The organism is Arthrobacter celericrescens, assembly GCF_003614925.1.
Taxonomy (GTDB): domain Bacteria; phylum Actinomycetota; class Actinomycetes; order Actinomycetales; family Micrococcaceae; genus Arthrobacter; species Arthrobacter celericrescens.
On the sequence record NZ_QYLP01000090.1, the window covers coordinates 108,873 to 122,598 of the forward strand.

The 13,726-nt window shown below is 67.3% G+C and carries 14 protein-coding genes; 13 read left to right on the forward strand and 1 reads right to left on the reverse strand.

The genetic code is table 11. The features are described from left to right. The first annotated feature begins 171 nt into the window (after window positions 1-171). The 13 genes from gcl to D3654_RS15970 all read left to right on the forward strand — a co-directional run bounded on the left by gcl (window position 172) and on the right by D3654_RS15970 (window position 12,674). Entirely contained in the window at window positions 172-1,950 is a 1,779-nt protein-coding gene (gene gcl / locus D3654_RS15905) for a glyoxylate carboligase (protein ID WP_120522433.1), read from the forward strand. Window positions 1,951-1,980: 30 nt separating this feature from the next. Then, window positions 1,981-3,177 (forward strand): glycerate kinase, encoded by a 1,197-nt coding sequence (locus D3654_RS15910; protein WP_120522434.1) that lies wholly within the window; start codon window positions 1,981-1,983, stop codon window positions 3,175-3,177. Next, on the forward strand, window positions 3,170-4,510 hold the full coding sequence (gene allB / locus D3654_RS15915; protein ID WP_120522435.1) for an allantoinase AllB: 1,341 nt from the start codon (window positions 3,170-3,172) through the stop codon (window positions 4,508-4,510). Before D3654_RS15910 ends, allB begins: the two co-directional genes overlap by 8 nt. A 10-nt stretch (window positions 4,511-4,520) precedes the next feature. After that, window positions 4,521-5,174, forward strand: coding sequence for a winged helix-turn-helix domain-containing protein (locus D3654_RS15920; protein WP_120522436.1), 654 nt, complete (start codon window positions 4,521-4,523; stop codon window positions 5,172-5,174). Window positions 5,175-5,240: 66 nt separating this feature from the next. Next, window positions 5,241-5,708: a thioredoxin-dependent thiol peroxidase gene (bcp, locus tag D3654_RS15925; RefSeq protein WP_120522437.1), complete on the forward strand. Its 468-nt coding sequence runs from the start codon at window positions 5,241-5,243 to the stop codon at window positions 5,706-5,708. Window positions 5,709-5,857: 149 nt separating this feature from the next. After that, window positions 5,858-6,424 carry a hypothetical protein gene (locus D3654_RS15930; RefSeq protein WP_120522474.1) on the forward strand — a complete coding sequence of 189 codons (567 nt, stop codon included), beginning with the start codon at window positions 5,858-5,860 and terminating at the stop codon, window positions 6,422-6,424. Between the two features lie 106 nt (window positions 6,425-6,530). Continuing rightward, window positions 6,531-7,628, forward strand: coding sequence for a C2 family cysteine protease (locus tag D3654_RS15935; protein ID WP_162943761.1), 1,098 nt, complete (start codon window positions 6,531-6,533; stop codon window positions 7,626-7,628). A gap of 8 nt (window positions 7,629-7,636) precedes the next feature. Further along, window positions 7,637-7,900, forward strand: a complete 264-nt coding sequence (locus D3654_RS15940) for a hypothetical protein (protein WP_162943762.1) — start codon at window positions 7,637-7,639, stop codon at window positions 7,898-7,900. 243 nt (window positions 7,901-8,143) lie between these two features. Continuing rightward, window positions 8,144-9,280, forward strand: a complete 1,137-nt coding sequence (locus D3654_RS15950; protein ID WP_120522441.1) for a PP2C family protein-serine/threonine phosphatase — start codon at window positions 8,144-8,146, stop codon at window positions 9,278-9,280. A gap of 18 nt (window positions 9,281-9,298) precedes the next feature. Next, window positions 9,299-11,296 (forward strand): glycosyltransferase family 2 protein, encoded by a 1,998-nt coding sequence (locus D3654_RS15955; protein WP_120522442.1) that lies wholly within the window; start codon window positions 9,299-9,301, stop codon window positions 11,294-11,296. Next, on the forward strand, window positions 11,286-11,618 hold the full coding sequence (locus D3654_RS15960; protein WP_120522443.1) for an STAS domain-containing protein: 333 nt from the start codon (window positions 11,286-11,288) through the stop codon (window positions 11,616-11,618). Before D3654_RS15955 ends, D3654_RS15960 begins: the two co-directional genes overlap by 11 nt. Beyond that, a complete protein-coding gene (locus tag D3654_RS15965; RefSeq protein ID WP_120522444.1) occupies window positions 11,611-12,048 on the forward strand; it encodes an ATP-binding protein in 438 nt (145 codons plus the stop codon). Before D3654_RS15960 ends, D3654_RS15965 begins: the two co-directional genes overlap by 8 nt. Window positions 12,049-12,053: 5 nt before the next feature. Then, window positions 12,054-12,674, forward strand: coding sequence for a hypothetical protein (locus D3654_RS15970; protein ID WP_120522445.1), 621 nt, complete (start codon window positions 12,054-12,056; stop codon window positions 12,672-12,674). A gap of 43 nt (window positions 12,675-12,717) precedes the next feature. Here D3654_RS15970 and D3654_RS15975 read toward each other — a convergent pair whose 3' ends face one another. After that, complete coding sequence (locus D3654_RS15975) at window positions 12,718-13,641, reverse strand: trypsin-like peptidase domain-containing protein (RefSeq protein WP_120522446.1); 924 nt, start codon at window positions 13,639-13,641, stop codon at window positions 12,718-12,720. Window positions 13,642-13,726: the final 85 nt, after the last annotated feature.

Below are 13,726 nucleotides of genomic sequence, written 5' to 3' on the forward strand. Positions count from 1 at the left end.
GGAAAACCCACCACAAGTGAGCACTCAACGGGGGAGCCAGCCGCCCACTTAGGCGACACAACAAAGCAAAACAGGCAAGCCGCCGTCGTACGTAAGCCGACGGCGGCTCAGCCCGACACACCCAAAACCGCCCCGAACACGGCGGAAACCCAAAGACTTTAGGAGCACAAAATGGCAAAGATGCGCACCGTTGACGCTGCCGTGGCCATCCTGGTTAAGGAAGGCGCCATCGAGGCGTTCGGCCTGCCGGGCGCGGCAATCAACCCCTTCTACTCCGCAATGCGCGCCAACGGCGGAATCCGCCACACCCTGGCCCGCCACGTTGAAGGCGCCAGCCACATGGCCGACGGCTTCTCCCGCGCCAAGGACGGCAACATCGGCGTCTGCATCGGCACCTCCGGCCCCGCCGGAACCGACATGGTCACCGGCCTGTACGCCTCCTGGGCCGATTCCATCCCGATGCTCTGCATCACCGGCCAGGCCCCCGTTGCCAAGCTGCACAAGGAAGACTTCCAGGCCGTGGACATCGAGTCCATCGCCAAGCCGGTCACCAAGATGGCCATGACCATCCTGGAACCGGGCCAGGTTCCCGGCGCCTTCCAGAAGGCCTTCCAGCTGATGCGCTCCGGCCGCCCGGGCCCCGTGCTGCTGGACCTGCCCTTCGACGTGCAGATGGCCGAGATCGAATTCGACATCGACGCCTACGAGCCACTCCCCGTGGAGAAGCCCAAGGCCAGCCGCAAGCAGCTGGAAAAGGCCCTGGACATGCTCACCGCCGCAGAGCGCCCGCTCATCGTGGCAGGCGGCGGCATCATCAACGCCGGCGCCTCCGCGCAGCTGGTTGAGCTGGCCGAGATCCTGAACGTTCCGGTCATCCCCACCCTGATGGGCTGGGGCGCCATCCCGGACGACCACCAGCTGATGGCTGGCATGGTGGGCCTGCAGACCTCGCACCGCTACGGCAACGAAACCCTGCTGGCCTCCGACTTCGTGATCGGCATCGGCAACCGCTGGGCCAACCGCCACACGGGCGGCCTGGACACCTACACCGCGGGCCGCAAGTTCGTGCACATCGACATCGAGCCCACCCAGATCGGCCGCGTGTTCTCCCCGGACTTCGGCATCGCGTCCGACGCCGGTGCCGCCCTGGACGGCCTGCTGGAGATCGCCCGTGAGCGTAAGGCCGCAGCAAGCCTGCCGGACTACTCCAGCTGGGTTGCCGATTGCACCAAGCGCAAGGGTTCCCTGCAGCGCAAGACCCATTTCGAGAACGTGCCGATCAAGCCGCAGCGCGTCTACGAAGAGATGAACAAGTCCTTCGGCAAGGACACCACCTACGTGACCACCATCGGCCTGTCGCAGATCGCCGGCGCGCAGCTGCTGCACGTCTTCGGCCCGCGCAAGTGGATCAACGCCGGCCAGGCAGGCCCCCTGGGCTGGACCGCTCCGGCCGCCCTCGGCGTCGTGCGCGGCAAGCCGGGCGAGACCGTTGTTGCCCTCTCCGGTGACTACGACTTCCAGTTCATGATCGAAGAGCTGGCCGTGGGCGCGCAGTTCAACCTGCCGTACATCCACGTGGTGGTGAACAACTCCTACCTGGGCCTGATCCGCCAGTCGCAGCGCGGCTTCCAGATGGAACAGAACGTCTCCCTGGCGTTCGAGAACATCAACTCCCCGGAGACCAACGGCTACGGCGTGGACCACGTCAAGGTCACCGAAGGCCTGGGCTGCAAGGCCCTGCGCGTCGAGAACCCCTCCGACCTGCCCGCCGCCTTCGACAAGGCCAAGGCGCTCATGGAGGAATTCAAGGTTCCCGTGGTGGTCGAAGTGATCCTGGAGAAGGTCACCAACATCTCCATGGGTGTCGAGATCGATGGCGTGAACGAGTTCGAAGAGCTGGCCGAGCGCGGCGAGGACGCCCCCACCGCGATCATCGCCCTGCTGGACTAGTCACAACAAGCAAGTACAAGGAGGTACGGAATGCGTGTGGTCATCGCCCCGGACAAGTTCAAGGGCTCGCTGTCCGCGCCCGAGGTCGCCCGGCACGTGGCGGACGGCTTGGCGGCCGGTTTCGCCGCGGCGGGTGCCGCGGACACGTTGGAGACCACGCTCATTCCAGTGGCCGACGGCGGCGAGGGAACCCTTGACGCCGCCGTCGGCTCCGGCTTCACCCGCCGCAGCGCCACCGTCACCGGACCGCTCGGCGAACCGGTGACGGCGGACTTCGCGGTCCGCGGCAACCAGGCCGTCATCGAAATGGCGGCCGCCTCCGGACTGGCCCTCCTGCCGGAGGGCTCGCTCCTTCCGGAAAACCGCAGCAAAACCGCCAAGGAAGCCAACAGCATCGGCACCGGCGAACTCATCCGCGCCGCCCTGGACCTGGGCTGCCGGAAGATCATCCTCGGCGTCGGCGGCAGCGCCAACACCGACGGCGGCGCCGGCGTGCTGCAGGGCCTCGGCGCCCGGCTGCTCGACGCCGACGGCAACGAACTGCCGCCTGGCGGCGGTGCGCTGGCCCGCCTCGCCAGCATCGACTTCTCCGGCCTGGACGTCCGGCTGGAGGCCAGCCGCTTCGTGCTGGCGTCCGACGTCGACAATCCCCTCCTCGGGACGCTCGGCGCCCCGGCGGTGTTCGGTCCGCAGAAGGGCGCGACGCCGGAGGACGTCACCGCGCTGGACGCCGCACTGGCGCGCTTCGTCGAGGTCCTCGGCGAAGAAATCGGCGACCGCGCCGCGCGTGCCGCCGAGGCACCTGGCGCGGGCGCGGCCGGCGGCGTGGGCTACGCCGCCATCGCGGTCCTGGGCGCGGCACGCCGGCCGGGGATCGACGTCGTCCTCGAATTCACCGGGCTCGCCGGACAACTGGCCGGCGCCGCCCTGGTGGTCACCGGCGAAGGCAGCCTGGACGAACAAAGCCTGCTCGGCAAAACCCCCATGGGCGTGGCCCGTGCAGCGGAAACCGCGGGCGTTCCCGTGGTGGCCGTCTGCGGCCGGACCACCCTGAGCCAGGAGCAGCAAAACGACTCCGGATTCCGGCAGGTCCTCCCCCTGACCAGTCTTGAATCCGACGTCGAAGTATGTATAAGGGAAGCAGGAACCTTGCTCGAGAAGCTGGGACGGACCATCGGCGAACAGCTGGCGGCCGAGTCCCGCACGAAGGAGTCTCTCAATGTCTGAAAGCTTTGACCTGGTCATTCGCGGCAAGCGGATCCTCACCACTGCGGGCATCGCCGCCCGCGAGGTCGGCGTCCGCAACGGCGTGATCGCCGCCATCGAACCGCTCGGCAACGGCCTTGCCGGTGCCGAAGTCATCGACCTGGCCGACGACGAAACCCTCATCCCGGGCCTCGTGGACACCCACGTCCACGTCAACGAGCCCGGCCGCACCGAGTGGGAAGGCTTCGCCTCCGCCACCCGTGCCGCGGCAGCCGGCGGTGTCACCACCATCATCGACATGCCGCTGAACTCCATCCCGCCCACCACCACCGTCGAGGGCCTCAAGCTCAAGCGCGAGGTGGCCGAGGACCAGGCGTTCGTGGACGTCGGATTCTGGGGCGGCGCGATCCCCGGCAACAAGGCGGACCTCCGCCCGCTGCACGACGAGGGCGTGTTCGGCTTCAAGTGCTTCCTGCTGCACTCGGGCGTGGACGAGTTCCCGCATCTGGACGCGGACGAGATGGAAGAGGACATGCGCGAGCTGAAGTCCTTCGACTCGCTCATGATCGTCCACGCCGAGGACTCCCACGCGATCGACCGCGCCCCGCACCCGGGCGGCGACCATTACGCCACCTTCCTGGCCTCCCGCCCGCGCGGCGCCGAGAACAAGGCGATCGCCGAGGTCATCGAACGTGCCCGCTGGACCGGCGCCCGCGCCCACATCCTGCACCTGTCCTCCTCGGACGCGCTGCCCATGATCGCCTCGGCCAAGCGCGATGGCGTCAACCTCACCGTGGAGACCTGCCCCCACTACCTCACCCTGATGGCCGAGGAAATCCCGGACGGCGCCACCGCCTACAAGTGCTGCCCGCCCATCCGCGAAGCCTCCAACCGCGAGCTGCTGTGGAAGGGCCTCGAAGACGGCACCATCGACTGCATCGTCTCGGACCACTCCCCCTCCACCCTTGACCTCAAGGACCTGGAGAACGGCGACTTCGCCGTGGCGTGGGGCGGCGTTTCCTCCCTGCAGCTGGGCCTGTCCCTGATCTGGAGCGAGGCCCGCCACCGCGGCATCTCCTTGGAGCAGGTCGTCTCCTGGATGTCGGCCAAGCCCGCCGCCCTGGCCCGCCTGTCCAACAAGGGCCAGCTGGCGCTCGGCTACGACGCCGACTTCTCGGTATTCGCCGCGGACGAAGCGTTCGTGGTGGACGTCACCAAGCTCAAGCACAAGAACCCCATCACGCCGTACGACGGCAAGGCGCTGTCCGGCGTCGTCCGCAAGACCTACCTGCGGGGCTCGGTGGTGGACGGCCAGACCCCCGGCGGCAAGCTGATCCGCCGCGGCGGCGTGTAAGGCGGACGCGATGGCCGTCAACGCCCATTCGCTCCCGCCCGCCGGCGCGCTCCAAGCCCTGCGCGCCGGCCACCGGCCCGGCCTCACCGCCGGGTCCCACCCGGGCCACCGTCCCGGCTTGGCTCCCAGTCGTCCCGGCTTGGCTCCCGGAGTCCAGGCCCGCGGCCTGGCCGTCTGGGTGGAGCCCCTCGAAGGCCAGGAGATCGACCCCGAGATCTGGGCCAAGGCCGCCGAAGCGGTGCTGGCCCGGGCCCGCCGCCTGGCTCCCCAGGCCGAGCTGCACCTGCGGCACGGCGCCGCTTCCGGCGTCGTCGCCCAGCCCATCGCCCTGTCCGGCCGGCGCGCAAGCCTGGCCGTGGATTTGGCGGCGGACACCGTGCTGCTCGACGGCGTCCCGGTCACCTTCACGTTCATGGAGCACAAGCTCCTGCGCTACCTCGTGGAGAACCTTTCCCGTCCCATTCCGCGTGAAGAATTGCAACGCTTCCTGGAGTCACTTGACTGCCCCGGCGCGGCGTTCCGTTCGATCGACGTGTATGTTGGACGCGTCCGGCGCAAGCTGGGCTCAGCCCGCAACGCCATCGCCACAGTACGCGGTGGCGGTTACCAATTCGTGCCCGGACCCGGGTCCACGGTGCGCGGGCCGGCGGAATACTGCATCTAGGCAGACCGTTATTTGTATGAGAGATCGCCGGCCACGGCGGTTACCCGACCAGTCAAGGATCACAACATGACCCAGAAACTCCTCGCCGGAACCCAGGCCCCCGATTTCGCCCTGCTCGACTCCACCGGCCAGAAGGTTTCGCTCTCCGATTTCCGCGGCCGCAACGTGATCGTGTACTTCTACCCGGAGGCCTCCACCCCCGGCTGCACCACGGAAGCCTGCGACTTCCGCGACAGCCTGGCCAGCCTCCAGGGCTCCGGCTACGAAGTCCTCGGCATCTCCCCGGACGCTCCGGAGAAGATCGCCCGCTTCGTCGACGAATTCGCCCTCACCTTCCCGCTGCTCTCCGACGAGAACCACGCCGTGGCACTGGCCTACGGCGCCTGGGGCGAGAAGCTGGTGGACGGCGAAGTGGTCGACGGCCTGGTCCGCTCCACCGTGGTAGTCAACGGCGAGGGCAACGTGGTCCTCACCCAGTACCAGGTGAAGGCCCAGGGCCACGTCGCCGCCCTGAAGGAAGAACTGGGCGTCTAGTCCTTCCCGGTTTCTGTGCATCGAGGAGTCCCTCCCATCCCGGGAGGGACTCCTTCTTGTTTGCCTGGATTGTTCTGCCCATCGCAGCTGCCCGCGGAACCGTGGAAGGATGGCGCGTAGGACTGTTCGGGCGGGAACCGGGGGAAGACATGGACACCACACAAGCGAAACGCGTACGACGCCGGAGCCGCCTTGAGCTCGCAGTAGCCCTTTCGCTGGCGGGAACCGCCGGGGTGGCCGGCTGCAGCACGGCCACCCCGCAGCCGTCCCCCAGCAGCGCCGCATCCTCTTCCGCAGGCGCGGGGCCCGTGGCCGAAAGCTTCGCAAAGTATGACGCCGTGCGGACCGACGTCGTAGCCGCGCTGGAGAAGAAGCTGCCCGGCATCAGCTGGACAGTCAGCGATCCGGCCACCATGCAGCGCAAGAAGGACGGCAGCTGCTTTCTGTACCTCGCCGATATGAAGAGCCCCGAGGACATCGTGGAGCCTTCGAAGAAATTCCAGGCGGTCTTCGACGCCGTGGATCCGGTCCTGAAAGAGCACGGCTTCGAAGCGTTCGGCGGAACCGACAAGGTTCCTGGCGGCTGGATGGTTGCCAGCAGCACAGACGGCGCCGGCGCCTCCCTCAGCATCGAGTCGAAGGGGATGGCGTATGTGCGCCTGCAGGTCCCCGTGACCTCGGCGGACTGCAACCCCAAGGAGATCCCCGCGGGCTGAGCACCTGTTGGATACGCCCGGGCGGGAAGTTCTGCCCATGGCGGGACCTCCCGGGCCCGGCCTATCGTGGCAAGGACCAACGCTTCAAAATTTCAGGGGGATCACCATGCCGGGATTCTACGGCGCGGACATTGAGCAACTGCGGACACTCGCAACGACCATGTCCAGGCACGCCGACAAGATGACCCTGTTGTCCATGAACCTCGGCAAGCTGATCGCGTCGGCGCCCTGGGACGGCCGGGATGCCGAAACGTTCCGCAAGGCCTGGGATTCCGAACACCGTCCGCTGCTCAAGCGCGTGGCAGCCGAGCTGCAAAGCCAGTCCCGGGAGCTGAAGCGCAACGCGGACGAACAGGACAAAGCCAGTACGGGCGGCGACTCGCGCTCCTCCGGTTCTTCCGGCGTCGGCGATTCCGGAACACCCGACGGAAACCCGCCCGGAGACCCGGAGCCCCTCAACGACGGCGAGGATGAGGACGTCCCGGGCGACGTGCGCAACGATCCCAACGCCGGCGATCCCAGCGACATCCAGCAGGGCAGCATCGGCGACTGCTGGCTCCTGGCCGGCATCGGATCCGTGGCCCAGACCCTGGAAAGCCAGGGCAGGCTGGACGAATTCCTGCAGGAACACATGCAGCCGGTGGGCGACCCGCCGACGCACTGGAAGGTCACCCTGTACGAGGACGGGAAGCCCGTGGAGGTCACTGTCGAGGCCAAGTCCACGGAAAACGGTGTCCGCGGCGGCGACGGCCAGCCCAACTGGATGTCGATCTACGAACGCGCCGCGGCCGAACACCTCGGCGGCTCCTACGAGGACATCGACGGCGGCTTCAGCAACGACGCCATGGAACTGATGACCGGCGAGTCGGCCGACAAGGACGGCGAGCTGGATTTGGGTGAGATTGAAGAGAAGCTCGGCAACGGCGAAGCCGTCTCAGTGGGCACCCAGGACGTCAAGGACGACGACTTCGACTGGTTCTGGGAGTCGGATGAGGTCCAGCGCGACGACGTCGTTCCCAACCACGCGTACATCGTGACGGACGTCAAGACCAACGACGACGGCGAAAAGGTGATCGTCCTTGCCAACCCGTGGGGTCCCTCGGGCGGCACGCTGGACGGTGAGCAGAAATCCGGCACCCTGGAATTGACCGAAGACGAGTACAAGGAGAACTTTGATTCCGTGTACTCCGTGGGCCTGAAGTGAGGACACCCGTGGAACAGCTTGTAACCGTCAAACAGGGCATGCAGCCGCGCTTCGGCAACGTCCTGGTGGGAATCGTGAAGATCGGCGTGGCCGAGGGTGCTCCCGCCATCCAGCTCTGGATCCGAACCGCAGGGCATGAACGCAAACAAGCCTTCCGTGAAGGGCAGTCCGCGTCCCTGCCCGGAGCCGGCACCCTGCGCATCGACTCCATCATCCCGGCCCGCGGTGACACTGCGGCCACGGCTACCTTGGCGTACGCGGAGAGCGAGTAGTTGGGTGGGGCGCACATGACGCGCCGAAATCGCCGGAAAGCTGCGGGATCGCCGGACCGAAATCCACCAGACCAACCGCCACCCCGTTCTGCACCATGATGTTCTGCGGCGTGACATCCAGGTGACACACGAGTTCCGCCGGATCCTGCCTCACCGGGCGAGTCGGGAAGGGACGCTCGTCCGGAACCCTGCCGCACTTTGACCGGAAGTGACAAAGCTCCTGTGACGGGAGTTAATGGTGTTATGTCATCCGCTACGGTCCAACGCCGCGCAGTCGTGATTGAGGACGACGACGATATCCGCGGCCTGCTCGCGGTGGTGCTCAGGCAGCTCGACTTCGATGTGGTCGAGGCCGCCGACGGCCTGTCCGGCGTCGAATCCGTCCGCGAAACGCAGCCCGAACTGGTCACGCTGGACGTCAACATGCCCGGCATCGACGGGATCGAAGCGTGCCGGAGACTGCGCGAGTTCTCCGATGCCTACATCGTTATGCTCTCGGCCCGCACCGCCGAACTGGACCGGCTGGCCGGCCTGGACACCGGCGCCGACGACTACCTCACCAAGCCCTTCAGCCCCAAGGAACTCCAGGCCCGGGTGCGGGCCCTGTTCCGCCGCTCCCGCCCCGCCCCCGCTCCCGCCGAAGACCAGCGCGTGTCCGACGAAAACACCCGAGCCGCGGCGGTGCAGCAAAGCCTCCTCCCGGGGGAGAAACTGCGCCTGCAGGAGTTCGACGTCGCCGGGGCCTTCCGCCCAACACGCAGCGTGGGCGGTGACTTCTACGACTGGTACCAGACCCCCGACGGCATGCACCTGACCTTCGCCGATGCAATGGGCAAGGGTATGGGCGCCGCCCTGATTGCGGCCACCGTCCGCGCCGTGATGCGCTCCGTCGCGGACAGCCCGGACATCGCCGACGCCTTCGCTTCGGCCAGCACCACCATCACCTCGGACTTGGACCAGTCGGGTTCCTTCGTGACGATGTTCCACGCGCGCCTGGACAGCGCCTCAGGCAGGCTCAGCTACATCGACGCCGGCCACGGGCTCGCGCTGCACGTCCCGGCTGCAGGGCCCGCGCGGCGGCTGGTCTCGGCCGGGCCGCCGGTGGGCATCCTGGAGGATCAGCAATGGGCCGCCGCGGACCTCCAGCTGGAACCCGGCGATTCGCTCGTCATCGTCAGCGACGGCGTGCTCGATGCCCATGACTCCCTGGAAGCCTTCATGCACAACGTGGAAAAGGCAGCGCGAGGCGGGGGCACCTCGGAAGACGTGTGCGCCGCACTGCTTGAGCTGGCACCCGCGGCGACAGCGGAGGACGACGTGACCGCCGTCGTCGTCCGCCGCACGGCAAGCACCACAACGGACGGCGCACTTCTGCACTAAGCCACAAAAGGGGGGATTGTGACACGCTTCTGGACCCGTTTGATCGTTGTCCTCACGGTCATTCTCGGCGTCAACTATGTCGCATGGCGCTGGCTCGCATCACTCAACTGGGAGGCTTGGTGGATCGCGGTTCCGCTGGTGATCGCCGAGACGTACAGCCTCATCGACGTCATGCTCTTCGGCCTGACCGTGTGGAACCTCAAGATCCGCAAGCCGCCGCCCGCCGCCCCGGCGGACGCCACGGTGGACGTCTTCATCACCACCTACAACGAACCGCTTGACCTGGTGCTGACCACGGCGCTGGCGGCCAAGGACATCCGCTGGCCGCACAGCACCTGGATCCTCGACGACGGCAACCGGCCGGAGCTGCGCGAGCTCGCCGAAGCGCACGGCATCGGCTACGTGACGCGCAGTTCGGACTGGACACCGGACATGCCGCGCCACGCGAAAGCCGGCAACCTGAACAACGCCCTGATGCTCACCTTCGGTGAGTACCTGCTGATCCTCGACGCCGACCAGATCCCCGAGCCGGACATCCTGGACAAGACGCTGGGCTACTTCAATGACGACAAAGTGGCGCTGGTCCAGACCCCGCAGTACTTCATCAACGTCCCCGCGGACGATCCCCTGGGCAGCCAGGCTCCCCTGTTCTACGGGCCCATCCAGCAGGGCAAGGACGGCTGGAACGCGGCGTTCTTCTGCGGATCGAACGCCATCCTGCGCCGGGAAGCCCTGATGCAGCTCGGCCTGGTGGGCTACGTCAAGGCCACCGAGCAGAGCGTGCGGCGTGCCCTCGCGGCGTCCAGGTCCGCGATCAAGAAGGCGCGCCACTCCGCCGAGGCCGAAAACCCCCTGGTGGGGCAGATGCTCGACGAGGTGGAGGCCGCCACCAATACCGCCCAGCAGGAACTCGATTCCGGCGCTTCCCTCAGCGAGATCACCTACCGCGTCCGCCGGAAAGTCGATGACGCGGTCCGCACGCTCGTGGCCGCCGACTTCTCCGCCCTGCAGGCAGACCTCGAAGAGATCGCGGCCATGGAGCTGGCCCACGTGGGCGAGTCCGGCATCACCACCGTGGCGGGGGACGCCGTGGACCGGATGTCCGGCCGCGAATGGTCCCCGCTCGGGGCGCTCGAATCCGTGCACGCCGTGCTGGAGGCCATCTCGGTCGAACGCACCGGAGAAGCCCAGCCCATCATGCCCCTGGCCACCATTTCAGTCACTGAGGATATGGCCACGGCAATGCGCCTGCACGCCCTCGGGTGGAAGAGCGTGTACCACCACGAGATCCTGGCCAACGGCCTGGCGCCCGAGGACCTCAAGACGATGCTCACCCAGCGCCTCCGCTGGGCCCAGGGCACCATGCAGGTCCTGCTCCGCGAAAACCCCCTGGTCCAGCGCGGCCTCTCCTGGGGCCAGCGGCTCATGTACTTCTCCACGATGTGGAGCTACCTGGGCGGCTTCGCGGCCGTGGTGTACTTCGCGGCGCCCATCATCTACCTGACGCTCGGCATCCTCCCCGTGAGCAGCCTGAGCTTCGAGTTCTTCGTCCGCTTCATTCCGTTCATGGTGGTGAACCAGGCCCTGTTCCTGGTGGCCGGGCACGGCATCCCCACCTGGCGCGGTCAGCAGTACAGCCTGGCGCTGTTCCCCACCTGGATCAAGTCCTGCACGACGGCGGCCCGCAACGTGTGGTTCGGCCGTCCCCTTGGCTTTGCGGTCACCCCGAAGGCCCGCCAGAGCGGCGGACCCAGCTGGAGCCTGATCCGCCCGCAGATCATCGTGGCCGTGCTGTTGGCGGTGGCGCTGGTGGCCGGAATCACCCGGCTCCTCGTCGGATTGTCCGAGCCCCTCGGCACACTGGTGAACGTGGCGTGGGTGGCCTTCGACCTGGTGGTCCTGAGCGTGCTGGTCAAGGCGGTTTTGTACAAGGGATTCGTCCCCGAAGGTTCCGGAGCCCCGGAGAATCCGGAAAGCCCGGAAGGTCCCCAAGAGAGGAACGCTGATGCAGTTTAGCTACGAGGTCAAAGACAGCTACGCGGAGGTGAAGGGCGTGGGCCGGTTGAACATGGTGGCTGCTCCCAAGCTCCGCGAAGTGGTGGCCGAGGTGGTGGCCGGCGGCTCCAGCCGCGTAGTGGTCAACCTCGCCGAAACCGACTTCATGGATTCCTCCGGCCTCGGCGCCCTCATCGGCTGCCTCAAGGCCGCGCGCCAGGCGGGCGGGGACCTGCGGATCGCCGGCGTGCAGCCGCAGGTCAAGATGGTCCTCGAACTGACCAACATGGACCGGGTCCTCACCGCGTACCCATCGGCCGAGGAGGCGTTCGGCAATGACTGAGGTGCTCGCACGCAGGGGCTACCACGGGCCCGCCGCCGAGGAAGCGATCGAGGCCCTCCATGAGGAAATGGAGGCCTTGTGGGGGGACGCCTCGTTCGTCCCCGATGTGGACCGGATGACGTTCGCGACGGCCGTGATCGAGGCCGCCGGGAACATCGTCCAGCACGCACAGCCGGCAGCGGACAAGCCGGTGGAAATCGACGTCGACATCAGCGTCCGCCCATCGCGGCTCGTGGCACGGGTCAGCGCGCAGAACGCCCGCGAACCGTTCGCCAACGACATGCGCGCCGAGCTGCCGGACGAAGACGCCGAGTCCGGACGCGGCCTCGCCCTCATCGAGGCCCTGGTGACGACGGTGACCTTTGAACGGCAGGACGGAACGAACACGTGGATCCTTACCCGGGAGTCCACGCCTGCCCCGACGGATTGAGGACTATGGAGAGCGTTCGAGCGAACCGTACAGGACCCCGTAACCGCACACGGCGGGATTCCGGACAACAGCTCCGCGTACGACGCCGGAACCGCCTGCTGCTGTCGGCGGCCCTACCGCTGCTGGGAGCCCAGGCGCTGGCCGCGTGCAGCGCGCCACCGGCCCCGGAGCCGCCAGGCACCGGGCCGTCCGGCACCCCGGAGGCCGGGACCCACGCGCCGGTCGCCGAAAGTTTCGCCAAGTACGACGCGGTGCGGAACGACGTCGTCGCCGCGCTCGAGAAGAAGCTGCCGGGCGTCACCTGGAGCGTCCACTCCCCCGCCACGATGCAGCGCCTGAGCGATGGCACGTGCATGTTGTTCCTGGAGGAAATGGAAAGCACCAAGGACATCGTGGAACCGTCGAAGCATTTCCAGGAAGTCTTCTCCGCCGCGGATCCGGTCCTCGAAAAGCATGGCTTCGAAGCATTCGGCGGCACGGACCCCGTCCCCGGTGGCTGGGTGGTCGCCAAGAGCACGGACCCTGCCGGCGCCACCCTGCGGGTGGAGTCGAAGGGCACGGCCTACGTCCGGCTGGGCGTCCCCGTGGACTCCACGGGCTGCGACCCCACGGAGATTCCACGCTGAGTGGCGTTCACCTGTTTCGGCAGGGCTTGCTCAGACAGCCTGCTCAGTACGGGGCGAGTTGGCAGCCGAAGGAGAAGGCGGCGTTTCCGCCCACGTGGATGCCCACCACCTTGCCGTCCGAGAGCGCAACGTAGGCAGATCCCGAGTCGCCGGGCTGGGTCACGTTGGCATCCAGGCGGATCAACGTATCGAACCACGCGTAGCTGCCCGGGCCCGGCCACTCCGTGGTGGTCGCGTAGGCCAGGCTCGCGATCTTCGCTTTCCGGACCGTGCCCGTCTGCTTGCCGACCAGCACCACCGATTCCCCTGCGACGGGGGCGCGGACGCCACTGGGGACACCGATCTGCGTGATCTCCGGGGAGCCGACCGCGGGCGTGAGGTAGGTCCAGGCCAGGTCCTGGGTGTTGTAGTGCGGGTGTGGTTCCGTGGAATTGGGGTAGGTCACCACGGGGATGAAGCCGTTGACCACGCCGATCTTGTTGTTCGCCCCGTTGACCGGCTGATACACGTCGGCCCCGGCATTGCCGTTGCAGGCAATCACATGGTTGTTGGTCATCAGCCGGTACTTGGACGCCCACACGATGTTGACGCCGAGGGTCCCGGATCCGTTCATGTTTTCTGCCCGGATCTGGTACCCGCCCTCGGCAGGCCTGATGCGCTCGTTGTTGATGTCGAGCCGCGGCTGGCCGACCTCGACGACATCCGTGGGTACGGTGACCTCCAGGACGACGCCGTCCGGGCCCAGCACGTGGGCGGCGTACGCTTCCGGAATCGGGAAGTCCTCCGCCCCGAGTTGCGCCAACGGCAGTTTCTTCACCACATGCACCACGATGGCGCGTTGGTCTGTCGGCTGGCCGTTGACGGTCTTTTCCCCGACGTCCAGGCCGACGATGTTGGGCCGCGACAGCCAGGGTTTGACGGCCTCGATCAGCGCGGCTTCGCTCGGAGTGTTTTCAACAGAGTTCATGGCAGTTACGCCCTCCCAAGGAGCGCGGCTACCCCCATGCCTTCCGGCGGTGCCGCGACCCGGCCAGGAAGAACCGATGACAGGC